Source organism: Crocosphaera chwakensis CCY0110 (genome assembly GCF_000169335.1).
GTDB classification, from domain to species: Bacteria; Cyanobacteriota; Cyanobacteriia; order Cyanobacteriales; family Microcystaceae; genus Crocosphaera; species Crocosphaera chwakensis.
The window spans coordinates 59,169-84,147 of record NZ_AAXW01000011.1 but is presented as its reverse complement, the minus strand read 5'-3'; the positions used below and the strand labels follow the sequence as shown (position 1 = coordinate 84,147).

The 24,979-nt window shown below is 35.3% G+C and carries 23 protein-coding genes; 10 read left to right on the top strand and 13 right to left on the bottom strand.

All coding sequences use genetic code 11. The features are described 5' to 3' along the window. Positions 1-25: 25 nt before the first annotated feature. Positions 26-1,135, bottom strand: coding sequence for a glycine cleavage system aminomethyltransferase GcvT (gene gcvT / locus CY0110_RS09140; protein WP_008275122.1), 1,110 nt, complete (start codon positions 1,133-1,135; stop codon positions 26-28). Between the two features lie 77 nt (positions 1,136-1,212). On the opposite strand from gcvT, the gene CY0110_RS09135 reads away from it, so the two are divergent. Further along, entirely contained in the window at positions 1,213-1,662 is a 450-nt protein-coding gene (locus CY0110_RS09135) for a nitrate reductase associated protein (RefSeq protein WP_035798980.1), read from the top strand. A gap of 59 nt (positions 1,663-1,721) precedes the next feature. Here CY0110_RS09135 and CY0110_RS09130 read toward each other — a convergent pair whose 3' ends face one another. Next, the gene (locus CY0110_RS09130; RefSeq protein WP_008275120.1) at positions 1,722-5,645 is read right to left on the bottom strand and encodes a restriction endonuclease subunit S; all 3,924 of its coding nucleotides are present in this window, start codon (positions 5,643-5,645) and stop codon (positions 1,722-1,724) included. 168 nt (positions 5,646-5,813) lie between these two features. Here CY0110_RS09130 and bioB point away from each other — a divergent pair, with 168 nt between their 5' ends. The 5 genes from bioB to CY0110_RS09105 are packed head-to-tail and all read left to right on the top strand — an operon-like array spanning position 5,814 to position 8,822. Next, positions 5,814-6,917, top strand: a complete 1,104-nt coding sequence (gene bioB / locus CY0110_RS09125) for a biotin synthase BioB (protein WP_008275119.1) — start codon at positions 5,814-5,816, stop codon at positions 6,915-6,917. Beyond that, the gene (locus CY0110_RS09120; protein ID WP_008275118.1) at positions 6,880-7,524 is read left to right on the top strand and encodes a biotin transporter BioY; all 645 of its coding nucleotides are present in this window, start codon (positions 6,880-6,882) and stop codon (positions 7,522-7,524) included. Before bioB ends, CY0110_RS09120 begins: the two co-directional genes overlap by 38 nt. An 8-nt stretch (positions 7,525-7,532) precedes the next feature. Further along, the gene (gene lspA / locus CY0110_RS09115; protein WP_008275117.1) at positions 7,533-8,003 is read left to right on the top strand and encodes a signal peptidase II; all 471 of its coding nucleotides are present in this window, start codon (positions 7,533-7,535) and stop codon (positions 8,001-8,003) included. Between the two features lie 13 nt (positions 8,004-8,016). Continuing rightward, positions 8,017-8,370 (top strand): nucleotidyltransferase family protein, encoded by a 354-nt coding sequence (locus tag CY0110_RS09110; RefSeq protein ID WP_008275116.1) that lies wholly within the window; start codon positions 8,017-8,019, stop codon positions 8,368-8,370. Then, positions 8,352-8,822, top strand: a complete 471-nt coding sequence (locus CY0110_RS09105; protein ID WP_008275115.1) for a ribonuclease toxin HepT-like protein — start codon at positions 8,352-8,354, stop codon at positions 8,820-8,822. The genes CY0110_RS09110 and CY0110_RS09105 overlap by 19 nt, the downstream gene beginning before the upstream one ends. 37 nt (positions 8,823-8,859) lie before the next feature. Here the strand turns inward: CY0110_RS09105 and CY0110_RS09100 are convergent, their stop codons facing one another. After that, positions 8,860-10,059 carry a pentapeptide repeat-containing protein gene (locus CY0110_RS09100; RefSeq protein WP_008275114.1) on the bottom strand — a complete coding sequence of 400 codons (1,200 nt, stop codon included), beginning with the start codon at positions 10,057-10,059 and terminating at the stop codon, positions 8,860-8,862. A 410-nt stretch (positions 10,060-10,469) separates the two neighbouring features. Here CY0110_RS09100 and hisIE point away from each other — a divergent pair, with 410 nt between their 5' ends. Continuing rightward, a complete protein-coding gene (gene hisIE, locus CY0110_RS09095; protein ID WP_008275113.1) occupies positions 10,470-11,126 on the top strand; it encodes a bifunctional phosphoribosyl-AMP cyclohydrolase/phosphoribosyl-ATP diphosphatase HisIE in 657 nt (218 codons plus the stop codon). Positions 11,127-11,175: 49 nt separating this feature from the next. On the opposite strand, the gene CY0110_RS09090 is transcribed toward hisIE, so the two are convergent. After that, a complete protein-coding gene (locus CY0110_RS09090; RefSeq protein ID WP_008275112.1) occupies positions 11,176-11,853 on the bottom strand; it encodes an ATP synthase F0 subunit B in 678 nt (225 codons plus the stop codon). Between the two features lie 224 nt (positions 11,854-12,077). On the opposite strand from CY0110_RS09090, the gene CY0110_RS09085 reads away from it, so the two are divergent. Beyond that, complete coding sequence (locus tag CY0110_RS09085; RefSeq protein WP_008275111.1) at positions 12,078-12,272, top strand: hypothetical protein; 195 nt, start codon at positions 12,078-12,080, stop codon at positions 12,270-12,272. 205 nt (positions 12,273-12,477) lie between these two features. Here the strand turns inward: CY0110_RS09085 and CY0110_RS09080 are convergent, their stop codons facing one another. Genes CY0110_RS09080 through CY0110_RS09070 form a run of 3 tightly spaced genes read right to left on the bottom strand, consistent with a single transcriptional unit; the run spans position 12,478 to position 15,261 of the window. Then, a complete protein-coding gene (locus CY0110_RS09080) occupies positions 12,478-14,316 on the bottom strand; it encodes a hypothetical protein (RefSeq protein WP_008275110.1) in 1,839 nt (612 codons plus the stop codon). 51 nt (positions 14,317-14,367) lie between these two features. Beyond that, a complete protein-coding gene (locus tag CY0110_RS09075; RefSeq protein ID WP_008275109.1) occupies positions 14,368-14,565 on the bottom strand; it encodes a hypothetical protein in 198 nt (65 codons plus the stop codon). Between the two features lie 15 nt (positions 14,566-14,580). Beyond that, entirely contained in the window at positions 14,581-15,261 is a 681-nt protein-coding gene (locus CY0110_RS09070; RefSeq protein WP_008275108.1) for a hypothetical protein, read from the bottom strand. Between the two features lie 121 nt (positions 15,262-15,382). On the opposite strand from CY0110_RS09070, the gene CY0110_RS09065 reads away from it, so the two are divergent. Then, positions 15,383-16,156: an SDR family oxidoreductase gene (locus tag CY0110_RS09065; protein ID WP_008275107.1), complete on the top strand. Its 774-nt coding sequence runs from the start codon at positions 15,383-15,385 to the stop codon at positions 16,154-16,156. A 128-nt stretch (positions 16,157-16,284) separates the two neighbouring features. Here CY0110_RS09065 and CY0110_RS09060 read toward each other — a convergent pair whose 3' ends face one another. From CY0110_RS09060 to CY0110_RS09050, 3 genes are all read right to left on the bottom strand, one after another. After that, positions 16,285-16,713: an MgtC/SapB family protein gene (locus CY0110_RS09060; RefSeq protein ID WP_035798958.1), complete on the bottom strand. Its 429-nt coding sequence runs from the start codon at positions 16,711-16,713 to the stop codon at positions 16,285-16,287. An 87-nt stretch (positions 16,714-16,800) separates the two neighbouring features. Then, positions 16,801-17,679 carry a mechanosensitive ion channel family protein gene (locus CY0110_RS09055; protein WP_008275105.1) on the bottom strand — a complete coding sequence of 293 codons (879 nt, stop codon included), beginning with the start codon at positions 17,677-17,679 and terminating at the stop codon, positions 16,801-16,803. Between the two features lie 4 nt (positions 17,680-17,683). Then, the gene (locus CY0110_RS09050) at positions 17,684-18,862 is read right to left on the bottom strand and encodes a MarR family transcriptional regulator (protein ID WP_008275104.1); all 1,179 of its coding nucleotides are present in this window, start codon (positions 18,860-18,862) and stop codon (positions 17,684-17,686) included. Between the two features lie 208 nt (positions 18,863-19,070). On the opposite strand from CY0110_RS09050, the gene CY0110_RS09045 reads away from it, so the two are divergent. Further along, positions 19,071-19,517 (top strand): hypothetical protein, encoded by a 447-nt coding sequence (locus tag CY0110_RS09045; RefSeq protein ID WP_008275103.1) that lies wholly within the window; start codon positions 19,071-19,073, stop codon positions 19,515-19,517. A 3-nt stretch (positions 19,518-19,520) separates the two neighbouring features. Here the strand turns inward: CY0110_RS09045 and ggt are convergent, their stop codons facing one another. The 3 genes from ggt to CY0110_RS09030 all read right to left on the bottom strand — a co-directional run bounded on the left by ggt (position 19,521) and on the right by CY0110_RS09030 (position 24,290). Beyond that, on the bottom strand, positions 19,521-21,074 hold the full coding sequence (gene ggt / locus CY0110_RS09040; RefSeq protein WP_008275102.1) for a gamma-glutamyltransferase: 1,554 nt from the start codon (positions 21,072-21,074) through the stop codon (positions 19,521-19,523). 155 nt (positions 21,075-21,229) lie between these two features. Next, positions 21,230-23,083, bottom strand: coding sequence for an ATP-dependent zinc metalloprotease FtsH3 (gene ftsH3, locus CY0110_RS09035; RefSeq protein ID WP_008275101.1), 1,854 nt, complete (start codon positions 23,081-23,083; stop codon positions 21,230-21,232). Between the two features lie 442 nt (positions 23,084-23,525). After that, on the bottom strand, positions 23,526-24,290 hold the full coding sequence (locus tag CY0110_RS09030; protein WP_008275100.1) for a thioesterase II family protein: 765 nt from the start codon (positions 24,288-24,290) through the stop codon (positions 23,526-23,528). Positions 24,291-24,979 lie beyond the last annotated feature (689 nt).

Below are 24,979 nucleotides of genomic sequence, written 5' to 3'. Positions count from 1 at the left end.
CTTTTCCCCGTTCTCTGTTCCTTATTTAACGATTTTCAGACTTATAAAAAGGCTTTTTAACCACTTTAGCCGGGTAGAGTTTTCCTCTAATTTCTACCTCAACCGTTGTCCCTATTTTACTTAACGACCTAGGAACATAAGCTAAAGCGATCGCTTTTCCCACGGTTGGACCAATGGTTCCGCTAGTGACTTCCCCGACAATTTTGTCCTCAGAAACCACCGGATACCCATGACGGGCAATATGTCGTCCTTCCATTTCTAACCCCACTAAACGCCGTTTAACCCCTTCTTCGGCTTGTTTTTCTAACACCTCTCGTCCCATAAACTTACCCTTTTTATCCAAATGCACCAGCCATTTTAACCCGGCTTCTAAGGGAGTGGTATGATCATCGATATCTTGGCCATATAAAGACATGGCTGCTTCTAACCTTAGGGTATCTCTAGCCCCCAAACCGCAGGGAGTTACCCCAGTTTCAAGTAGCGATCGCCATAATTCTTGTCCGCCTTCGGGGGAGATCATCACCTCAAAGCCATCTTCTCCGGTGTACCCAGTCCGGGCGATAAACGCAGGATATCCCAACACTTTAGTATCGGTATGGCCAAAGAAAGACAGTTGAGTGAGATCCGCCTTAACTAAAGGTTGCAATGTTTCTGCTGTTTCGGGACCTTGAATTGCTAATAAGACTTTATCTTGGGATAAATCGGTAAAATTGATATTAGTTGAACCTAGATTAGATAAAATCCACTTTTTATCTTTATCTTTCGTTGCTGCATTAACAATAATAACTGCTTTTTCTTCTCCTTGACAGTAAATAATAATGTCGTCAATAATACCCCCATCGGGATTTAACAGTACGGTATATTGAGCTTTACCAGGGGTTAATCGGTTTAAGTCAGAAGGAACTAGGGACTGTAACATAGGAAATAAACCTTCTCCCTCTAAGGTAAACTTACCCATGTGAGAAATATCAAACATTCCCACTGCAGTTCTGACAGCGTGATGTTCTACTTTTAGTCCCGTAAACTGCACCGGCATTTCCCAACCAGAAAACGCGGTCATCCTCGCTTTCTGTTGGATAATTAAATCATATAAAGGAGTACGCAAAAGAGAATCAGAAACGTTAGAATTAGCCACAGGAATTTCTTGATAATCAGCGAGTTATATTTTAGTTTGACAATCCAGGATTGTAAATATTAAATATTATGGATATTATGGATCATTTTTTTCAATTTGAACAAGAATTTGTTGAGTCTTTACACTGTATTCCCATGATCGTTCGTCTCAAGTTAGACACTTGTGGAGTAAAATTGAAATTAAACCACTGGAATCAATTCACTTCACCAGAAAAACAAGTCTTAGTTAGTATGGCTTGCGAAACTCCTGAAGAAAGAAAATTATATCGAGATTTTTTGCAAACTTTAGTGACTCAAAAAACAGGAACGCCAGCAAAAACTTTACCTATTGATGATAACCCTCCTTGGTTAGATAGAAATCAGATTCCTGTAGAAATTCAAGAGAAAATAGCGGAATTTGATAAAAAAATCACTTTAGAACAATGGGATAAACTAACCGCATTACAACGATTTGCTTTAATTAAATTAAGTCGCCCCAGTCATGAAAATAGTAACTTTTATCCTGCTTTACAAGAGTTTAATTTATAACTTGTAATTCCGAGGTATTTGCTATGTTGTTTCATCCTAATACTAATATAAAGATATGCTTACAAATATTTATAGATTACCGATTCTTTTCTCTTCGCAATACTGTTAATTATTGTTTGAGATTCTTTGATTTTTACTTCACATTTGTCTACTTCAGAGATAATTTTTTGTTGTTTTTGTAATTCTGGTAAAGGAATTTCTAAAGATGAATAAATTTGACCATTTATATTAGGTTGTGATGAACCAGTTTGCACATCTTCAATCCATTTTTTATAAATTGAGCTTTTTGTTACGATTTCTAAATATTTAGGTAAAATTCTGTCTTGCATTAACTTAAATCTTATCAGATATCCTGCAAAAATTGCTTTACCATATTGAGATTGATATAAAAAAGTTTTACCTACTGTATTACCTGACCTCGCAAAAAGAAAATCGCCATCTTCCAAAATATATTTATCTTCTATTTTTTCGGCTGTTTTGAAATCATTATTTAAACTACCATCTTCATTAATATCTGTTATTCTTATATATCTATAATCAGATATTTTATTACCATTAATTGCTTTTTCATTCGCACCATATTGAGGCATACTAGATAAATTACCAAGTTGATATTTAGGATACATTTCATACTGTTGATTAGCTAACTTTTCAATCTTTTCTTTCTCCTTTTTAATCATAGTTTCCACTTTCTCAAATTCCTCATCAATAGCTTGACAAGCTTTAACTATTTCCTCTTGAATTTCAAGGGGAGGTAAAGGGATTTTAACATCTTTTTTTAAAAATCCACTATTTAAACTTTTACCAAATGTATTTAAACCCACATTTTCTAAATTAATTAATTTAGCATTAAATATATGAAATAAGAATAAGTCAAGAACTTGATTTTTATCTAAAGGAATTAAACCAGCAATTGCTTCATTTGTATATAAATCCTTACCTGCTATTGCCGTTTTTCCAATAGACAATTTAAAACTAAGTAAAGTTGTTCCTTTAGGAATTAATTTAACATTAGAATCTTTAACACCTTGATCTGTTATTTTTTCTTTAGTATCAATGATGATTTGACCATTCATTTCAGAAATTGACACCCAAAGATTATCTCCTTTAAAATAATCAGAGTTCTCTCTTGGTGGTGTACCCCCAATTTTAACCTCCACAATATCACCTAATCTATATAAATTCCATTTAGTATTAAAAGTAATGTTTTTTTTATTTGGTGTTAAACTAATTGCTTTATTGAAATCAGGGCTAGAAAAGTCTAACATATCTACTAAAAAAGCAGATGTCACAAAACGACTTAAACTTTCAGGAATATCCACAGTTTCACCTAGAAAATTTTGCTTAATTAAAAAGTTTATTTTTTCTAGATTGTCATTATTTTGAGGATCATAAAGAGGAGTATTAATATTAGCTAAATTAGCAAGATTACTTAACACTCTTTTATCTTCTTTATCTAATAATTCGATTCCTTCGTCTTCATTTTCACCTTCTATTTTATCTAGTTTAAAATTTCCTAAATATTTAATACCTTCACTTCCTTTCCTACCACTCCACTCGTAACCTAAAAACTCTTTCATTTCTGTATTTTTAGAAGGACTTTTAATAATTAAAACCTGTTGAGTATTAAGACTAGCTAACACAAAATAATAGAGTTTATCTCTTTCAATATCTTGCACATAAGTCATAAATCTTTTATCTAATTCTTCTTGTTTAGCTTCTTTACTCAAAGCTTTAAAAGCTCTTGATTTTTTCAGCTTCTTAATTTCTGTCCATTTATAAAACTCTTTTTGATAGTCTTTTAAAATATCATGATTAAAAAAATTTTCGTTAATTTTTCCTGTTAAAAAAGTTTTATAATCCTCAAAATTAAACTCTAAATGATGACAATAATTTTTAATTAAATACTCATCTTGAAAAATTTGATCTTTATTATCTTCACCCTTAAACCAAGTATTAACCCGATTCAAAAAATGATCACAGGGGGCAGGATTTTCTGGTTTTCTTCTTAAGAATAAAGTTACGGTATTAGTTCCCGTTTTACCAAAAGTACCACTACCAAACTCAGTAATAGCAATAATATCAAAATATTTAAGCAAAATTTTTCTCGTTGCTACATAAATATTAGTAGATTTCGAGGTGCTTTTAGCTTTACCTTTCGTTAAAATCGGAGAAGGTACAATAATACCCATTACTCCATCGGGTTTTAATAATTGTTTTGCTCTTTCAATAAAAAAGGTTTCAATACTATTATTATTAGGATAACTTTTCGTTTCAATAGTTTCAATAAGTTGATATTTCTTCCGATCCTTTTCCTCTAAAGTTTCTAAAAAACCTTTCACACTAAAAGGAGGATTTGCTACTAAAATAGAATAATCATTTTCTTTTATATTAGGAATAGTTGCCAAACTATCAGCATAAATAATATTAATTTCATCTTGTCCATACATAAAAGCAGAAACTTTTGCCACTTTAGAAAGACGATATTCCTTTTCTATACCAACAATATTTTGATAATATTTTTCAAGGTCATTTTTTGAATGGTTTTCAACAATCAATTTGATTTCTTGGGCGTATTCATTAAGGAAATGTCCAGCCCCACAAGCATAATCAATTACTAATGGAATCTCTTTACTTTCGGCAAAAATTTTTTCTAAAGGTAGGGATTTAAGAATAAATTTAACAATAGGAATAGGGGTAAAAAATTGTCCTTCTGATTGTTTAATACCTTGGTCTAAAAATCCTTCAAACATATCACCTAGAAACTGATTTTCTTCTTCTGTTTTTAAGCGAATATCCTGAAGCATTTGCACTAATTTTAAAAGGACGACCCCATTTTGATAAAATAATTTTTCATTGTGAACATCAATAAAAGCAAAATCATTATTAGTGAAAAACTTTAATTGACGAAAATACTTTTTAATAGTATCTCTAGTTGCATCAGGATCATTTTTAAAAAAGCGAAAAGCTTGATCAATCGCTTCATTATCAATATAGGTTACATCTTCCCCTAAAAAGCGTTTCATCCCTTCTTGATATAACTTTTGCAACCTGTCTTGCAATTCAAAAAAGCTATCATAAGCGATCCCCTTCCAATAAAACCTTAATTCATCAGGATTATTAGTTTCATCAACAATTTTACATAGGAATAAATTAACTAGCTTATCAAAAGCATTTTCGCGTCCAGAGACATTATGTTGTCTTAAAATAGTAGCAAATTGGTGATATTTTCCTTGAATATCATTACTACTAATGCTAGTTAAATCCGCTAGAGAATATTTAGTTTTGCCAATTTCATAAGCAGGTATATCATCCTCAAAAATTCCTTTAGTAGCGAAATCTTGATTATAGGTTTCTTTCCATGCTTGGTAAATATCTTCTTTATCTAAAAGTTTAGCTTTTCCATAAGATAATGGTTCTGTATCTGCTATCTCTTCTAAGAGTTTTTCATTGTCTTTTAAAGTGATCAAATAATAGTCAAAACTAACCTTTTGATCCACAAAATCAGATGTATAAAGTGCGATAAATTTAGTGCTTCCTGCTTGTTTAGCATAAGAAAAAATTTGACCGCCATTAATTAACGTCTTTTTCCATTCATCATTAAACTCTTTTCCGGCGGTTTTACACTCAATAATTAATAAAGATTTACCCGAATTATCTTTAACCATAATATCAGCCCTTCCCCCACTTGCACCATGGCCAACAGTCCATTTAGGTTCAAGTTCAATATGTTGTGGTTTATAACCCTTTTCAAATAATCTACAAACACATTCAAAAACAACAAAATTCTCTTTTTGATGAAAACTGGTGGTAAAATCGCCACTAATAGTAAAACCTTTATCAGTAGGATAAATTAATTGTTGTGTATTAAAATCTGCTTTTAATGTTACATCTATGCCTGGGAATTTTTTATACAAAATATTCCCATCATTACTAAATTCGAGGCGAAGCAAGACTTGTTTAAAATTATTTTGATCAATCATTCTTGACTTTAATTTTTAAAAGAATACTTAAAAATCGAACTAAAGCCAATTGTATCGAAGTAAAGCCATTTGTGTAGAGAGTTTAAAGATTTCTTGCTGTTAAGCCTAGGAAAAAACCCTCAAATGATACAATGCACATGACTTTAAACAGCATCAGGTAAGACTATTGTGGTTCAATTATCCGCTTCACCTCCTCAAACTCCCCCACCTGCAGACACCACTGCCTTAAAACACTGGTTAGATACCTTATCCCAACGTATTATAAAAGGCGATCGCCTCAAGAAAACCGAAGCCTTAACCCTCACCCAAATAGACGGCCAAGACAACATCCTATTACTGTGCGAAGCGGCCGATCGCATTCGTCAAGCCTGTTGTGGTAACGTAGTAGACCTCTGTAGCATTATCAACGTAAAATCGGGCAACTGCTCAGAAAATTGTCAATTTTGCTCCCAGTCAGTCCACCACCAAGGGGAAAATAGTCCTATCTATGGCTTGAAATCTTCAGAAGAAATTCTCGCCCAAGCTAAAGCAGCCGAAGCAGCCGGAGCAAAACGTTTTTGCTTAGTTAGTCAAGGCCGCGGACCGAAGTATAATAGCCCTCAATCAGGAGAATTTGAGAAAATACTCGAAACCGTACGACAAATTACCACAGAAACCAATATTAAGCCCTGTTGCGCTCTAGGAGAAGTTACCCTAGAACAAGCAGAAGAATTGAAAAAAGCAGGGGTCACTCGCTATAACCATAATTTAGAAGCTTCAGAAAACTATTATCAATCCATCGTTTCTACCCACTCCTGGGGCGATCGCGTTGAAACCGTTAAAAACCTCAAAAAAGCAGGAATCCAAGCCTGTACGGGTGGAATAATGGGTATGGGAGAGACATGGGAGGATAGGGTTGACCTGGCCATCTCCCTACGAGAGTTAGAAGTAGATTCCGTTCCTATCAACCTCCTCAACCCCAGAGAGGGAACCCCTCTAGGCCATTTACCGAAACTCGATGTATTTGAAGCCCTAAAAGCGATCGCAATTTTCCGTTTTCTTCTCCCTGAGCAAATTCTACGGTACGCTGGCGGACGAGAGGCCGTCATGGGAGAATTACAAAGTTTAGGGTTAAAATCAGGAATTAATGCTATGCTAATCGGACATTACCTAACTACCCTGGGCCAACCCCCAGAAAACGATCACGCCATGCTAGAATCTTTAGGACTGCAAGGGGGTGAAGCTCCAATTCCTGGTGAATATCAAACGCAAACCCAAAAAAAAGCTCACTAATACAAAAAAATCCTCATCAACGGTGTCTTTTGCCAATGAACTGCTTTGGGCGATAATCGGCTTATTACTAACTATATTCAGCACCTTTGTTGAAGCTTTCGTCACGAATATGCCCTGGACTTGGACTGAACAAGGGGTCAACAGTATGCCCCTTGGAGTCACGTTTCAAGTGGGCGCTGTCCTCTTAACCGGCTGTATGGGCGGAAAAAACGCAGGTTTCCTAGCTCAAGTGGCTTATGTCTTCTTGGGTTTATTTTGGTATCCTGTTTTCGCGCAAGGGGGTGGCTTACAATACTGGGAACAACCAAGTTTTGGTTACATTTTAGGGTTTATGCCTGGGGCTTGGTTATGTGGTTGGTTAGCGTTTCACAGAAGAACAAAACTAGAAGTATTAGGAATTAGTGCTGCTGCTGGTTTATTAATAATTCATGGTTGTGGCTTAATTTATTTATTAGGACTCTGGTTTCTTAATCCTTCTGAGTTGCCCTCAGATAATCTTTTTGACCTTATTATTAATTATTCCGTTGAGCCTATTCCTGGGCAATTAGTGGTGGTTTGTGTTGTGGCTGTTATTGCTTTTATTTTGCGTCATATTCTCTTTTATTAATTAGATTCGTGAAAAAAAATCGTTGGTTTTGGATAGTCGGTATTGTGGGTTTTATTTTAGATCAAGTTACTAAATATTGGGTGGTACAAACCTTTCCTAATATTGGTGATACTATACCTTTATGGTCAGGGGTTTTTCACTTTACTTATGTCATTAATACAGGGGCTGCATTCAGCTTTTTTGAAGGAGGGGCTAAATGGTTACGTTGGCTTTCTTTAGGGGTTAGTTTAGGGTTAATGGCCTTAGCGTGGTGGGGAGAAAAAATGAAAGTAACAGAACAATTAGGCTATGGATTTATTTTATCTGGTGCATTGGGCAATGGATTAGATCGTTTTTTGTTTGGCTATGTAGTAGATTTTTTAGATTTTCGTTTAATTAATTTTCCTGTGTTTAATTTAGCAGATGTTTTTATTAATATTGGTATTTTATTTTTATTGATTGCTAGTTTTGGTTCTCAATCGTCTGGAAAAGTCTCTTAGAGAAAGAAAAATAATGAGTTTTTTTTCATCAGAAAAACTAGATAAAATAATTAGCGATCGCCGTTTAAAATTAGAAAAAGAACGACAGCTTATCCTAAAAAAAACACAAAAATGGTTAGATAAATATGCCTCGGATTATGGTATAAAAAAAGCTTATATTTTTGGTTCTGTTACCTATCCTAACAAGTTTCATCAAGACTCAGATGTAGATTTAGCCGTTGAAGAAATCAATCCTGAAAAGCATTTTTTAGCCATTAGTTTATTATCCACTTATTTAGAAAGAGAAGTTGATATAATTAAACTTAATCAATGTCATTTTGCTAATCGTATTTGTGAAAAAGGTATCTTATGGATGAAAACACCTTAATTATTTTTAAAACTGATATTAATGCACAAATGCAACTTATCAAAAAAATTTATCAAACCCTAAATCATAGAAGTCAAGGATTAACTGCTGATGATATGATTCGTTTAGAAAGTATCGCTTATCACATTCATAACTTATATAATGCAGTGGAAGATTTATTAAAAATTGTCGCCACTTACTTTGAAAATAATATTACAGAAACAGCAAAATTTCATATCGCTTTACTAACCAGAATGACTCAAACCATTCCTGGTATTCGTCCACCATTAATCTCTCAAGACACTTTTTTAATATTAAATAGTTTAAGGGGATTTCGACACTTTTTTCGTCATGCCTATGGAACACCGATTGAATATGAACAGTTAAAAAATAACCTCGATAAATCTATCACTCTCTTACCAATTCTAGAACAAGATGTTGATACTTTTTTAGAAAAAATTGCTCAAACATGATTGTTTTAGGGTGGGCATTGCCCACCTTACCTTAATACTAATAATTAACCGCCGTACACCCGACTTGAGATACGTCAGAATCAGGCATAATGGCACCACATAGGTTAGCATTTGTTAAGTTAGAATCGCTTAAGTTAGCATTCTCAAGATTAGCTGCAGCTAAATTAGCGCGACTCATATTAATATCTTTTAATTGAGCAGACGTGAGTATAGCCTCACTCATATTTGCACCTACTAAGTAGGAAGAATTGAAAACTGCACCGACTAAATTAGCATCACTAAAATTAGCATTTTCCATGTTAATCTCTGTTAGATTGGCATGGGCTAAATTAGCATTGCTGAAATCAGCATTCACTAAATAAGAAAGATGAAAATCGGTTTCTGGTAATGTCGCATAACTAAAATTAGCACCTTCCATATTAATATCGCTTAGTCGTGCGCCCGTTAAATTAGCATACCTAAAATCACTGTTAACTAAATAGGCATGGTGCAAGTTAGCATTTTCTAAGTTAGCATTTTTGAGATTAGCCTCATGAAGATTAATATCTTGCAAGTTCGCACCGGTTAAGGTTGCTCCCTCAAGATTGGCATAACTCACATCAGCATTATAAGAAGCAGCTTCAGGAATGACAATGGCTCCAACTCCCCCTAAAACTGCCCCAGGAATGGCAAAGGGAACAGCAAATAACGCCATATCAAAAGCGGTTTTTGCTGTACTATTTCTCGGATAGTCTGTCGTAAAATCGGTGTAGGAAAGATTGGCGCCTTCTAAGTTTGCTTCTTTGAGTTTAATACCTCGTAAATAAGCCCCAGTTAAATCAGCATTACGAAGATTAGAACCTGTCAGAATTGCCCTTTCTGCATCGTGAAGGGTAAAGTCTGCCCCCCGAAGGTTAGCCCCTTCTAAGTCAGCATTTTCCATCAAAACCCCCCTCATTTGGGCTTCTTGAAGATTAGCATTGCGAAAAGTAACACCATCCATGTCTGCATTGACTAAATTAGCCCCTTTTAAGTTGGCGTTGCTTAAGTTGGTATTATGCAGTTTACTATTAATAAGATTAGCATCTTCGAGATTTGCACCGCTTAAATCTAAATTGCGTAAATCAGCATCTTGTAAATCACAACTAACACAATCGCCTGTTTCCATTAATGTTTGCAAATCTGTCGCATTTTCTGCTCTAACCATAGGGGTTACGGCTAATGACGTTAATAAAAGAAGTCCTGTAAGAGTTTTCATAATATTCCTCGTTACTTTTACTATTTTTTTTCAATCAGTTGTGTTTTGAATTTGCTTAAATAATTGTCTACTTTGATTGAGAATTACATCTAGTTCTTGATCAATAAACACGAGATGAAGTTATCAACAAAAAATGAAAAACTTCCCCTTTGACCAATATTGAAAACTTGATTTTTTACAAAAATTATGTTATTTTGAAAAAATGTAAACTCCCCAATTAGCCCTATCCTCACATCCACTTTTCTGGTTGGGCTTTCTATTTCAATTATGTCCTTTTATTGGTCAAAAATTGTAGACAATCTTAAGAAAGTTTATACTTCTCAATATAACTTAAGATAAAAAGAAGATCAACTAACCAGAGGATGATTTGATAGTAGGATCAAAAAAGAATCGTTTTGGGGCGTTTATTAATGTCTTCTGTGTTTTCCGATCATCCCTTGAGTAAAGCTATTCCTTTAGATAAAATTCGCTACAATGAGCAAGGGTTAGTCCCTGCGATCGCCCAGGATTATTTAGATGGGACAGTCTTAATGTTGGCTTGGATGAACCAAGAATCATTAGAAAAAACTCTCTTAACGGGAGAAACTTGGTATTGGAGCCGTTCTCGACAAGAATTATGGCATAAAGGAGCAACTTCTGGCCATATTCAGAAAGTCAAATCCATTCGTTATGATTGTGATAGCGACGCATTGTTAATAAGTATCGAACAAGTGGGGGACATCGCTTGTCATACTGGAGAAAGAAGTTGTTTTCATCAACTAGAAGAAAATGAAAAAGTCGCACCTCCAGCCGATACTTTATCGGAAGTCTATGAAGTCATTTGTCAGCGTCGAGATAACCCCGTAGAAGGTTCATATACTCGAATCTTATTAGAGGGAGGAGATAATAAAATTCTCAAAAAAATAGGGGAAGAAGCAGCCGAAGTGGTTATGGCTTGTAAAGATGACGATTCAGAAGCGATCGCTTCTGAAGTGGCCGATCTTTTCTATCATACTTTAGTCGCTTTATCCTATCATCAAGTAAATATCAAAGACGTTTATCGTAAGTTACAGCAAAGAAGACGTTAAAAACGTTTCCGACTTTTAATCCGAAGAGATCCTTAATGATGATTCAAGATTATTTTTTCTTTCCTCCGGAAACTTGTTTTCCTGAAGTATGAGTCTGACGCTGAGCAGAATGATTATAGAGTTGTTGACGGCCATTGCGAACGACTCCTAACATTTCCCCTAACTCTTGTTCTAAGCGAGTGAGAACTGCATCTGCATATTCATCAGCACCTTCTTGAATTTGTTGTGCTTCGGTTACACTCTTTTGATACAACTGCTGCATTTCTCCATTAGCCATTTGTCGTTGTTGCTCAATTTCGGCCATGGTTTGAGCTTGTATGGCTTCGCATTCACTTTGTACCTGTTGGCGAATTTGCTCAGCTTCGTGTTGTGCTTGTTGAATAATTCCTGATTCATCAAGAATTTCTGCTGCTTCGTGTTGTGCTTGCTGAATAATACGCTGTGCATAGGCTTCTGCATTAGCCAGAATCTCTTGTTCTTGTTCTAGAACTCGTAATGCTTTCCTTATAGCCTCAGGAATCTTAGTACCAATAAACTCCAGTTGTTCTAATACTTTATCTTCATCGATAATCGTCCATCTAGATACAGGAATATGGAAACTCTCGTAAATGATTTCCTGAAGACGAGCTAACTCTTGCTGGATGTCAAAATCAGCCTCTCGGTGAGGATTTGTGCCATTACTTTGACGATTTAGAGAAGCATTAGGGGAAGCGTTGCGACGTGCCATAAGTAAATATAAATAATATATTTTAATAATAAAAATCTATCAACATCTGTGGGTAAAGTCGAGGATCAAATAAACCATAGATTAATACCCATAGTTAACAGGTTGATGAGTTCACTTAAGATTCCTTATGCTAATCGTCAGGAGAGAGCGATAAAATAAATGTGCCATTTCTTTTGTCAAACGTTAACGCTAGAAACCCTTAGGGTAACAACAGGATAAGATCCATGAATCATCAGAACGAATATCTCTATTTAACAACGTTAGGTCTCAGTTTAGCAACTCTTCCTTTTTTAGCTGGTTTAGTGGTCATGAAAACCATAAACCAAGACTTATTAGCCTGGGGAGAAGAAAGTGAAGAAATATTTAGAGGCGATCGCTTACCGCTTCTGAACTTTCCCCATGATTCAGAGTGTAGTTAAATCTTTCATTACTTGTTTAAAATAAAGGCGATCGCACATCAACTGTTTATTATCGGTTTTAGCGATCGCATAACCTCTATAAATTAGATTAACTTCATATTTTATTTATTTATTTATTTATTTATTTATTTATTTTCTAATTAAACTTACTACTTACTTTTTATAAGGAGACTTTACTACACAGAGTAACTAAGGAGAGGTTAGTTTAAAAGTGAAAACTAGCTGATAGAAATAATCCATTGAAATTTTCTTCAAATCCGAAATCATTATTATCTCGCGTATTTTTATAATCGATTTCATAAAAACGATAGCCTAGTTGTAAAGAAATTTGTTGATGAATCCACCAATCAATGCCAAATAATAAATTCCAACTAATATCGGTGTCTCCTGCTAATCCAAATCCTGACGCATCTCCTCGCAACCAAAATGTAATTGGATCAGAAATTTGTAAACCGAGTTTTCCTCCTAATAAGGGTTCCAACCAGGTTCTATCTTTTTTAAAATTTTGCTTTGTGGTTGCTTCAAAATTCACTAATGTACTCGATATTTTTGTGGTAGTGATAGCTTCAATATCAATACTAATATCATTTAAACGAACCCCTGCAATAGGTTGGAACCATAATAAAGGATAAGGACGATTAGAGGGTTTATCTGGTAATTGATGAAAGGGAAGCTCACCAAAATGATAACTGATAGCAAAGTCATAAATACCTTGATCAAATTGTAAACTGGTTTGATTATCTATATTTAGTGTTTGTGTTTGTTGGTTAGCTTGAAATTCTTGGAATTCTTTAATTTTGCTAATACTGCCAATTTGTTGATCAAGAAAAATTTTGGTTTCTTCTAGTTGGTTTTCAAGATTTTGTAATGCTTGACTATTATTTGTTTCTTGAAGGGTTTTAATTTGTTGATTAAGTTGATCTAAATTATCTCGTGTTTGTATTAGTTTTTCTTGTAGTTGTCCAAGATCAGAAAGTTGATTTAACTCTTTAATTTGATTATTTAATGTTTGTAAATCATCTATAATTGGTAAATCTTGAATCTGTAAAGATATAATTCTACTCAGAGGTTGAGTATTAGGATCAAAACGTGGCAACTGGTCAAATTCTAAGCCAAGGTTACGGACATCTTCAAGTTTAATATCTAAGATTTCTAATGTTTGACGACCTGTTATTAGCTGCTCTTCAAATTGTTGGAGTTTAAAGTCTAATTCTTGAAAATTTTGCTCTTTTTCAGAAAAAATTGTTTCAATATTTTGTAAGTTTTGGTCTAGTTGTCGTAATGGCTGCTTATCTCGTATCTCTTGAATATTAGTTACTATTTGTCTATCTTGATTTAGCCGATTAATGATATTTTCTAATCGATTATTAACATTAGTATTTAATAAAAAGTTTAAGGTATTAATAGGATTAGGTTCTCTTGAACGTTCAATAGAAAGATTACCAATTCCTTGTAAACTGGCGAAATAACCATCAATAATAAAGCCCCAGCGACCTTTCCAACCTTCAAAGCGTCCACTGGCTGCAACTCGTAAAGTATCTAATAATTCTCCTAAACTTAGATGATAACTAACTGTTTTTCCTCTCGCTGAGACGGTTCCATAGGTATTAACAGGAATAGTAGCATAAGGTTGCAATTTAAAATGCCATCGGTCACTACTATGAATATCATTTATGTTTGTAATTTCGTAATTTTCAAAAGTGAATAAATCTTCAGATGATGTTTTTTGAGCATTTAATAAGGATTCATTATTCTGATTAATGGATTCTACTTCATCCGTTACTCCTAATAAATCAAGCGCACAAGAACTATTTGGCTGTGTTTTATTTTCTATTTCGTGAGCTTTATTGAAATTAAGAGTCGGTTTAACCGTATTCGTCAATGGGATAAATATTGGACAAGAAGTATTTAATTTACTGTCTCTAATATCATTACTTTCAGCAGCACTGACTGCTATATTTGACAATAAAAAAAGAAAATTACTGATTAAAAATCCCTGAAAAACATATAATATACGAATTATTCTAGGAAATGGATCAAGCATTTTTTTATCCTTGATTATTATTTTTTGTTAGATAAGTTTAGTTAAAGAAATTCATTGATTAAGTTTTTCTTGGATAATTTTTATTTGATTAGTTTTTTCAGTTAAGCCAAAATAATTCATCACTTGGATAACACCAACAGAGACAATAACGCCGATTAATAAACCACTTGCTAATAAAAAAAGAAATATTTTTCTTGCTTGTTTGATAGCTTTTTGTTGTCTCTCTGTTTTTTGTGATTTATAATCCATGATGAAATTAAGTAACTAATTCTCTAATAATTCTAACCCATTTAAAAAGCTTCTGGTACTACGGGTGTCTGTAATTGAATTGGGAAAACGAACCCCTAAAACATAAGCACGATTTTTAACAAGATATAGTCTTAAAGTAATAGTTTCGTCTTCATTTTCAAAGCTCAATTCTTTGCCTATATTTTCATCTAATAAGATAGCTCTTTCTCTAGTTAATTTAAAATTCTTTTCTGGTGGTATTCTCTCTTGTATTGCTTCTAATAAGACATCAGCATTTTCAACTTGTTTATCCGTCAATTCTTCTGCATAAGCAGCAATATAGTATTGATTTTCCGTATGAGAGCCTAAACTTTGAAAACGAATATTCCCTAAACTTGTTTCTAATAAAACCTCATCTTGAGTTATAATACCAGGGGGCATCCATAAAGAAACACCACCTCGTTTAAATACAAAAAATTGCCAACTATCAGACTGATTTCTAATAGGAATAATGCCATTAGGAGGATTTTGAAATAACAGTCTATCTTCTGAAGTTAAACGTCCACTTTCAAAGAAACTTCTAACTTCTCGATTGATAGAAGGGGTTTGCTGAGCAAATTCTGTTGATGGTTTAACTGGCATTGAATAAGTGGGATTAACCAATAATCCTAGAGTAAAAATTGAAACCATCGAAGTCATTTTTAATAAGCCTTTCATAGCTCCTCACAAAAACAAGATCGTCTAATTATCTCATACTTTTATAGATTGTAACCCCATAGTTGCCAGAAAGACACCCTAAAGCTTATGCTAAAGATCCATCGTCCATCATTAGGTAATCATGTCAATCAAAAAGGTTCTGGTTACAGGAGCAACAGGAAGAACAGGCTCACTGGTTGTTAAGAAACTTCATCAATTATCTGAGCAATTTGAAGTATTTGGCTTTGCCAGAAATGAAGAAAAAATAAAAGAACTATTTGGCTCTGATGACGGTTTTGTTATGGGCAATATTAATGATAAAGCAACGTTAAAATCTGCTTTAAAAGAATGTGATAGTTTAGTTATTCTTACCAGTGCTGTTCCTAAAATGAAAGCACCACCGAAAGAAGGAGAACGCCCAGAATTTGACTTTGAACCAGGTGGAACCCCCGAAGAAGTTGACTACATAGGTCAAAAAAATCAGATTGATATTGCTAAGGAATTAGGCATTAATCATATTGTTTTAGTGGGGTCGATGGGAGGAACAAACCCTAATCATCCCCTGAACAAAATAGGCAATGGAAATATTTTAATTTGGAAGCGAAAAGCAGAAGACTATTTAATTAATTCAGGGATTAATTACACTATTATTCGGGCTGGTGGTTTACTCAATGAACCTGGAGGAAAACGAGAGTTATTGGTAGGAAAAAATGATACCTTATTAGAAAATCCGCCCAATGGTATTCCCACATCAATTCCTAGGGAAGATGTAGCAGAATTAGTGGTACAAGCTTTAATCAAACCTGAAGCTAAAAATAAAGCTTTTGATGTCATTAGTAAGCCTGAAGATGATGCTTCTGCTGTTGTTACTGAAGACTTTTCTGCGTTATTTGAGCAAACAACCCCTGGATTATAGTAATTTAATAAAAATAAACGTTACTTTAAAGTGAGCAAAGAGCAGGGAGCAGGGAAAGCGCACCTTAAGAGGTTACAGCTTGTTTACATTTATCTCCGACTATTTATTTACTGTTCACTATTAAGTGTTCACTCCAATTTCTCTAAAAGTCTGAGGACAATTAATGCCACTAAAGACCCTGTTAATCCCAGTAACCACAAACCGCAACCAATGGCAGTCCCTAAAGCTGATGATACCCAAATAGCGGCCGCAGACGTTAACCCGTGAACCCTCGAACTCCGTAAAATGGTTCCTGCACCAATAAAACTGACTCCTCCAATGATTCCAGAAATCGCCCGTCCCAGAATATCTGGATTCTGTTGAGCAGCACCCAATTGAATAGGAATGAGAACAAACATAGCAGACCCAAAACTAACTAAAATATGAGTCCGTAAACCAGCAGCTTTATTTTTTGCTTCTCTTTCTGCACCAATAATCGCTCCAGCTAATAAGGCTAAACCTAAGCGACCAACCAGAGTTAATTCGTTAACAGGGGCAAAAGCGGATGGTTCTGACAATGGTTTAAATCCTCGTGTATAAATCAATCTTCTCCCTACTCCCTGCTCTCGTGCAATCTTTTGTAGCAAATATTAAGGAATTTCATCTTATTCTAACGGACCCCCTTCTACTTCAAAAATACGAGGATAACTTAGTTTATGTTTAGCAAAAGCTTGTTTTGCTCTCGTCGTTAAATCTGTTTTGTAAACAAATTCATCCCTTGCGTCCAGAGGATAGGATTTGAGTTTAAATAAAGTTCCCCAAGGCTTTTCTTCTATAATCACTAAAATAGGTAATTTTAAAGCAGTATATTTGCTAGTATGGGCAACCCGATAAAGGAGTTTTTGAACTAAGTTAACATCGGTTTCATGAGCAAAATAAAATTCTGTCACTACTTGAGCTTCTAACGCTCCTGCATTAGCATTAGACACCGCTTCTGTCCAAATTTTGTTATGGGGAATAGTTACTAAATTATCATCAGGGGTTTGCAGTTTAATGGCTCGTAGGCCATAGCTCATTACTTCACCATAATAGTCTCCTATTTTAACGCGATCGCCTACATCATAGGGAGATTCAAATAAACCCACAATGCCAGCAATAATAGAACTAGCATAGTCTTTAAAGGCAAAACCCAATGCAACCGCAACCGTCCCCGTTACAGCAATAATATTTTCTCTTGACAGGTGAAAAAATAGATTCATTAAAATGATAACGGTTACGATTAAGACAAACATTCTTAAGAAGGGTAAAAATTGCTTGACTCTTAAACGCCATCGTTTAGCAATTCTTTCTGATAACCAAAGAATGAGTTTATCAACAATTTTTAAAATGGAGTAAGCACTGACAATAATTAATACTCCCTGAATGACTTTATTAATAGTAAGTTTGGAAATAATATCGTTGTCTGAGTTATCTTGAATATCACTTAAAGAAGATTGTGCTAACCAATATAGGTGATTATTAATTGTGACTAGAAAATGATTCATGGTTTTATTCTCCACTCATAATAAAATTATTACTTGATAACTTTTGTTTTAGTTTTGGATAATGAAAAGGATTAATTGTTAAGATTTGGTTATACTGTTCAATCAGCCCTTGACGGCGTAAAACTTGGACTTTTCCAGTCACTTCTCCTTTCTCATCTCCTAAACTTTCTGCTAAATCTGATAGATTTAAACTGCCATGTAATAGTAAAGAGTATAAAATATATTGTTCAGGAAAATCAATAAATGGCAAGTCAGATAATTCGGGATAATTTGTCAGTAATTTTTGTTCAGCTTGCTCCTTTTCTTCTGTTTCTGTTTTTTGATAAATAGAATTCAGAAAAAGTTGTGCTGTCACCAGACTACCTCCCTCAGAAATATATGCTAAATGCTCAAAATATTTTTGCCAATCATTTTGATCGCTTTCTCCTGTATCTTCTAAAATTTGTTGTTCTATTTTTAATTTATCTAAGCCAATATCAAAGGATTGGATAATAGGATTTAGCCACTCTTGTAAATCTTCTGGAGAAACTTCAGGTAAGATAAAAATTTCACCACAAAAAGCAGAAATATTACTCACTAAATCTAAGTATTGCCAACTAACTTGATTAGCCCCAATAATCCAAAAACGCTCTTGTGAATGTTGGCAAAATAAGGATTGTAAATATTCAATTGCATTCAATCCTTCAACAGAACGAAGAAAACAAAAGTCAAGATTGGGAATAACAAATACTTCTGAAATATCTTGTTTAGTTTCTACCTTCTGACCCTGTTCTTGTAAAAAATCTTCTACGATAGGAATAATACTTTTCATATCCGGTGGTCTAGCATCTAAAGGTAACACTTTAATAACTATTTGTTGTTGTAATGACCATTTTTTGATCGCATCTGCTATGAGAGGAGAAACAGCAGTGATAGGACTACTTAAGATAACCACCGAGTTATCCTCAGTTTCTGGACTATCTAGCCAACGTTGAAAAGCATTATCTAGGGTGTCTATAATCCCTTGTTCTTCTGTAGGATTATTCTCTAAACTGTTAATTTTTTCTTGTATTTGCTTTTTAATCTTAGCTGGTAATTCATGGGGTGATGGTTGTGATTTTTGGCTACTATTGGAGTCCTCTGTTTTCCAAGAAAATAAAATATTTGACTGTTTAATCAGCCAATTTTTCAGTTTTGGGGGCATGATAGGATTTGCATTGATGATAATTTACAGCAGTTTGCGACTTTGTAAGACACAAAAGGTTATGGCTTTCTTAGATTAAAACAAAAATTATCTCTGCTGCTAACAAAAAACTTTTTGGCTCAAATCTTAAATATTTGCTACATTAAACAACAAACTTATTTCTACCCAACACACACATCCCCACTTCAAAAGTGGGTACAGTTGCTCTATGAAATATCTAACCTGTTTGTTATTAAGTGGCTCTATCTTGAGCAATTTTGCAGAGGCAGCATCAGGACTACAAACCTCTACCTTATTACTTAAAAACCTAGTTGTAACCCAAGACGCAGGGAGTTTTCCCCAAGTTCCCTATCAAAAGACACGAAATGTTTATCAGTCTCCTTCTGCTGAAGAAACCAAGAAAAGACTAGCTCAGGAGGTATCAATTCAAATTGCTAATGATATTGCTTACGGGTTAGTTGTCGCCCACGATAAACAACAGATTCGATATGGAACAAGGATGTATCGTAAAGTACAAACAGCTATTAACTTATTACGACGGGGAGCGGGACTCAATGGTGCTTCTCGTCGGTCTGGGGTTCCTCGTTCTACTTTAGATCAACTTATGCAATGGGGACAACAACGGCCAGGGGCTTCTCCATATCATGTAGAGTAGAATTTAACAAACAATGCCAACGCCTGCCCTGCGTATATCTCCTATGGCTTCTATGGAATGATTATCCTTGAATCTCACACCGTGAACCCCTCCAAAAAACATACTTAATTCTTGCCACCGAATAATTTCTGTGTTGGGCGGTAATTGTAAGCTTTCAACGGTTGCTAATTTTTCTCTTGGTTCGAGGTTCAAAAGATTATTTTCCCAGTGAATTCTGGGCTTATTAATAGCTTCTTCTAAAGAAAAATTGAAATCTAATAAGTTAGAAATTACTTGTAAAAGAGCCGTTCTAATACGGTTTGAGCCTCCCGAACCTAAAACGATTTCTGGTTTTCCTTCTTTAAGAACAAGGGTAGGGGACATCATCGAAGAAATGCGACAATTACAAGGCCAACGATGAAATCCTAGAGGGTTTAAATCCGCTTCTCCTAACATATTATTGAGCATAATTCCTGTATTAGGAATAACATAAGCTGACCCTTCTCCATTAGAATTAGTCACACTGGCTGCATTCCCATGTTCATCAATGACACTAATATGAGTGGTACTGCCCCATTTATTAATTGTTTGTTGTAACTTAGTTTGAGAATGAAAAAGATTTTCTTGACTTAAAAATTGATTAATTATATTTTTCTCATAAACATAATTATCGTACTTTATTTTTCTAGCATCATTGGTTAATGCCATCACTGTCGCTAATAATTGAAGATGGGTTTGATTGCCAAATTCATAACCATTCAAATCAACTGTTTCTAGAAGCTTTAAAGCATAATTGATTAAAATACCTCCTGAACTCGGAGGAGGATTAGTTAATAATTCATAACCTCTATAGTTAATATGTAGAGGCTTTCTTTTAATAACACGATAATGCGTCAAATCATCTTGAGTTAAATAACCACCTTCTTTCATATCTTGCAACATTTGATGAGCGATATCACCTTGATAAAATTCTTGGATTCCTTTTTTAGCTAATTCTTCTAAGACATTGGCAAAATCTTTAACATAGGCTCTGTCTCCTATATTTAATAATTGATTATTAGATAAATATAATTTTTGAGACTCATGGGAAGCCCTTAAAATGGGTTCTAAAATTTCAAATGTAACTCGATTATAAGGAGTAACTTTATAACCATTTCTAGCATAGTCAATGGCTGGTTCTATTACTGTAGAAAAAGGTAACTTACCCAGTTGCTGATGTACCTCAAATAATCCTATTAAACTACTAGGAATAGCCACCGAACCCCGACCAATATGAAATACTTGGGTTGCCCCACCAAAATTAATACTAACAGGATAAAATTCAATCTCCTCAATAGATTTTTTCATCCGAGGGGTTTGACAAAAAAAATCGAATAAAATACTTTCTTTTTCTTGAGTATGGGCTAATAAAAATCCTCCACCGGCTGAAGAGGTTAAGGTAGATTCAACGACAAAAGAGGCTAACATTGCAGCGATCGCCCCATCAAAAGCATTTCCCCCCAACTCAAACATCAGTTGACCAGCTTGGGCGGTTTTAGGATGTCCAGCAGCGATCGCACCGTGGGTTTTTCGATTCATCAATTTTGGCTTGTCAACACTTCAATATTACAGAATACTGCAAACAGAGCATCGTGTAGTTGTGGGAGTGTCAATATCCTTCAGTCTAAACTCTAGTACGAAAAAAGCAGCACTATTTTAGGTGCTGCTTAAAAAAGTTAGATAAGGTTAAAAGCCTAGACTAAAGTAGCCATTTTAACCTCATTACTGCTTAAGATTTCTTGCAGTTCATCAGAGTCAACGGTTTCTTTTTCAACTAACATATCCGCTAAGCGATCTAAGATGTGACGGTTACTTTCTAAAACATCTTTAGCGCGACTATAAGCGGTATCCACCAGTTGACGAACCTCATTATCAATAGTAGAAGCAGTTTCATTGGAAAAGTCCCGATCAGAAGCAATATCCCGACCTAAGAAAACGTTTCCGTTTTGCCGTCCTAAAGCCACCGGTCCTAGGCGATCGCTCATTCCGAACCGTGTTACCATTTGACGGGCAACTCTGGCCACTTGTTGTAAGTCATTAGAGGCACCGGTGGTGACTTCTTCTTCACCGAAGATGATTTCTTCAGCCACACGACCCCCTAAAGCGACAGCCATTTGATTTTGTAGGTAAGAGCGAGAATATAACCCAGACTCCATGCGATCTTCGCTAGGAGTAAACCAGGTTAACCCACCGGCGCGACCACGGGGAATAATGCTGATTTTCTGTACAGGGTCGTAGTCAGGCATCAAGGCACCCACTAAGGCGTGGCCAGCTTCGTGGTAAGCCACTAAGGTTTTACGTTTCTCACTCATCACCCGATTTTTCTTCTCAGGACCGGCTAAAACGCGATCAATAGCGTCGTTAACTTCGTCCATAGAAATCTCGGTTAAATTACGACGAGCAGCTAAAATAGCGGCCTCATTCAACAGGTTAGAGAGGTCAGCACCGGTAAACCCAGGGGTACGACGGGCAATTTTATCGAGATCCACGTCTTTCGAGAGGGTTTTACCACGAGCATGAACTTTGAGAATTTCTTGACGACCTGCGTAGTCAGGACGGTCAACCACCACTTGACGGTCAAAACGACCAGGACGGAGTAAGGCTGCGTCTAAAACATCGGGACGGTTGGTTGCAGCAATGATAATGATGCCGGTATTGCCTTCAAACCCATCCATCTCGGTTAAAAGTTGGTTAAGGGTTTGTTCCCGTTCATCGTTACCACCGCCTAAACCGGCACCCCGTTGACGACCAACTGCGTCGATCTCATCGATAAAGACGATACAAGGGGCGTTTGTTTTGGCTTGTTCAAATAGGTCGCGGACACGGGATGCACCCACACCGACGAACATTTCAACGAACTCAGAACCGGAAATGCTGAAGAAGGGAACGCCTGCTTCTCCGGCAACAGCACGAGCTAACAGGGTTTTACCCGTTCCAGGAGGCCCAACTAATAGCACCCCTTTAGGAATTTTCGCGCCAATGGCGGTGAAGCGATCGGCATTTTTGAGAAAATCTACAACTTCGGTTAATTCGAGTTTTGCTTGTTCAATACCAGCTACATCTCCAAAGGTAACTTGGGTTTGGGGTTCCATTTGTACCCTTGCCTTAGATTTACCAAAGTTCATAGCTTGGGAACCGGGTCCACTTTGCGCCCGTCGCAACAAGAAGAATAACCCAACTAATAAGAGAATGGGAAGGGCTAAACTGCTGAGAACTCTAAACCAGATTCCTTCGTCATTTTGGGGTTGAACTGCAATATCAACACCGTTTTCAGACAAGATGTTAATTAAATCGGGGTCATTGGGTAGATTAACCAGTAACGGTGCGCCACCTTGGGGGTTAGGCACTTTGGCTTGAGTGCGATCGGAGCTTAGGGTAACTCGATCAACTTTGTTACTCTCTACACGCTCAATAAACTCGCTATAGGTTAAATTGTCCCGACTTTGAGTGTTGTTGTTATCTAGAAAGGCTGATGCTAAGGCTAATACAACAATCAGTAAGAGTGCGTATAGTCCAGCATTGCGCCATTTTTTGTTATTTTTATTCACGCTGTCGGCCTCTTCTTAAACTAAAGGTGAAGATAGGGTTAACTTCAATATATCAAGGTTAATGATCTAACCAGATGATAACGCCTGGCGATGCAGGTATGGTTTCTTTAAAAGAAACACTTGTTAACTTATGTTAACGTTTCTCAGGAACGATTGACTAGGAATTTCTTAATTAATTGAATTTATGCCTTTCGGGTTTTTTTTTCTCTCTTTTGCCAATACTTATCAATAATTGTGGATTAAATAATAAAAAAATAGGGGAACCGTCTCTTATGTTGCTGAACGATTCCACCTGCTGATCCATCCTTGAGAGGAGAACACTTATTGATTTCATCATAGGCTTATTACTAATTCCTGTCAATAGTATTGACTATTATTATCAATAATTGAAGACATAAGCATAAAAATCGCTTCTGCGTTTTGTTAACTGAGCAGTATTAGCTTATCTTTTCTTGTCCAAACACAGGGTAAGCGATCGCTCAATAATGGGGAAAATTTCGGATTCAGCCGAATGAATAAAAAAGTGATCTCCACAAAACATATATTGTTCAAATGATTGATTGGTTTCTTGACACCAGGCTGCTAATTCAGTTTGGTTTGCTTCTGGATCATTTAATCCTCCAAAAACGGTAATGGGACAATTTAGAGGAGGTTTGGGTGTATAATTATAGGTTTCTAACACCCTAAAATCTGCCCTTAAAATGGGAATCAAAAGCTGCATTAATTCTTCATCTTGTAACACTTCTTTTGGTGTTCCATTTAGCTTGTTAATTTCTCTGATAAAATCAGGCTCTGGTAATTGATGAATAGGAGGATCAAGATCCGGTAATTGGGGCGCAGGATGACCAGAAGCCAAAAGAGAAAATGGCTGTATACCGTAGTTTTTCCGTAACTGATGGGCTACCTCAAAACAGACTAATGCCCCTAGACTATGACCAAAAAAAGCAAAGGGTTGATCGAGATAAGGAAGTAAATTGGGTGTTATACTTTCTACTAAATCAGGAAGTTGAGTCAAGGGTTTTTCCGATAATCTTCCTTCTCTTCCGGGTAGTCGAATGGCACAAATTTCAATCCTATCTGATAAATGATGAGGCCAATGTCGAAAGATTCTTGTTCCTCCTCCAGCATAGGGAAAACAAAACAGTCGTATTGCTGCATTTTTATTTGGTTTAGGAAAATAAAGCCAAGGATTATTATAGGGTTTCATTACTTATTAATCGATCAAAAAGTCAATGGTTTGTCAAAAGATAGCCTAAGCAATTATATCCTCCTGATGCGATCGCCAACAACTAAGAGCAGAAGGAAAATAGGAATGTTAGCTTAATAAAAATTATATCTAATAAAAAATCAGAGTCAGGGGACTTTGACCCTGATCATGGGTAGTCAGGGTATTTTGCAATTTTTTGTTGATCACTCTTGCAAAAGATTTAGGTAATACTGTAACAAATTATTTTAGCGTTAGCAGTTAGATGTTGATTTTAAAAATAAGGTATTTTTTGTAAAACTGCTATAAGTCTTTTCTAGCCTGGGTTTTACTATCTTAAATATTAAGTCACTAAAAAGGAATTGAATATTATTTGCATTTATCTCTTGACTATTCTCAACAATTGGTTTAGGATATTTTTCAAACTATTGAAAATAGTTTTCATTAAGTTGATAAATAAAGCCATAAATAACATAACGGAGTAAATAGCCGTAAAATGGCTTAAAAACTCAATAAATTCTTAAAAACCTTTTTAAATCCGTAAGGAGCTTAATCATGACTGTTTATCAGTAAAAAGCTTCAGCATAAGTGCTGAATCCAAGAGACAACAATTAAGAATACTCAGAATTATTGGTGAAAAACTGGATAGTTATTATCATTAACTTTCACTTTTAATGCTGAATTAATCAGTA

What these genes read in the sequence shown, in the direction of transcription:
- CY0110_RS09080 (WP_008275110.1), bottom strand. Translation starts at nt 14,316, where the DNA reads ATGCTTGATCCATTTCCTAGAATAATTCGTATATTATATGTTTTTCAG.
- CY0110_RS09105 (WP_008275115.1), top strand. Translation starts at nt 8,352, where the DNA reads ATGGATGAAAACACCTTAATTATTTTTAAAACTGATATTAATGCACAA.
- CY0110_RS09085 (WP_008275111.1), top strand. Translation starts at nt 12,078, where the DNA reads ATGAATCATCAGAACGAATATCTCTATTTAACAACGTTAGGTCTCAGT.
- CY0110_RS09090 (WP_008275112.1), bottom strand. Translation starts at nt 11,853, where the DNA reads ATGGCACGTCGCAACGCTTCCCCTAATGCTTCTCTAAATCGTCAAAGT.
- CY0110_RS09045 (WP_008275103.1), top strand. Translation starts at nt 19,071, where the DNA reads ATGAAATATCTAACCTGTTTGTTATTAAGTGGCTCTATCTTGAGCAAT.
- ggt (WP_008275102.1), bottom strand. Translation starts at nt 21,074, where the DNA reads ATGAATCGAAAAACCCACGGTGCGATCGCTGCTGGACATCCTAAAACC.
- CY0110_RS09030 (WP_008275100.1), bottom strand. Translation starts at nt 24,290, where the DNA reads ATGAAACCCTATAATAATCCTTGGCTTTATTTTCCTAAACCAAATAAA.
- CY0110_RS09075 (WP_008275109.1), bottom strand. Translation starts at nt 14,565, where the DNA reads ATGGATTATAAATCACAAAAAACAGAGAGACAACAAAAAGCTATCAAA.
- CY0110_RS09135 (WP_035798980.1), top strand. Translation starts at nt 1,213, where the DNA reads ATGGATCATTTTTTTCAATTTGAACAAGAATTTGTTGAGTCTTTACAC.
- CY0110_RS09070 (WP_008275108.1), bottom strand. Translation starts at nt 15,261, where the DNA reads ATGAAAGGCTTATTAAAAATGACTTCGATGGTTTCAATTTTTACTCTA.
- CY0110_RS09050 (WP_008275104.1), bottom strand. Translation starts at nt 18,862, where the DNA reads ATGCCCCCAAAACTGAAAAATTGGCTGATTAAACAGTCAAATATTTTA.
- CY0110_RS09065 (WP_008275107.1), top strand. Translation starts at nt 15,383, where the DNA reads ATGTCAATCAAAAAGGTTCTGGTTACAGGAGCAACAGGAAGAACAGGC.
- CY0110_RS09130 (WP_008275120.1), bottom strand. Translation starts at nt 5,645, where the DNA reads ATGATTGATCAAAATAATTTTAAACAAGTCTTGCTTCGCCTCGAATTT.
- hisIE (WP_008275113.1), top strand. Translation starts at nt 10,470, where the DNA reads ATGTCTTCTGTGTTTTCCGATCATCCCTTGAGTAAAGCTATTCCTTTA.
- CY0110_RS09100 (WP_008275114.1), bottom strand. Translation starts at nt 10,059, where the DNA reads ATGAAAACTCTTACAGGACTTCTTTTATTAACGTCATTAGCCGTAACC.
- CY0110_RS09110 (WP_008275116.1), top strand. Translation starts at nt 8,017, where the DNA reads ATGAGTTTTTTTTCATCAGAAAAACTAGATAAAATAATTAGCGATCGC.
- CY0110_RS09055 (WP_008275105.1), bottom strand. Translation starts at nt 17,679, where the DNA reads ATGAATCATTTTCTAGTCACAATTAATAATCACCTATATTGGTTAGCA.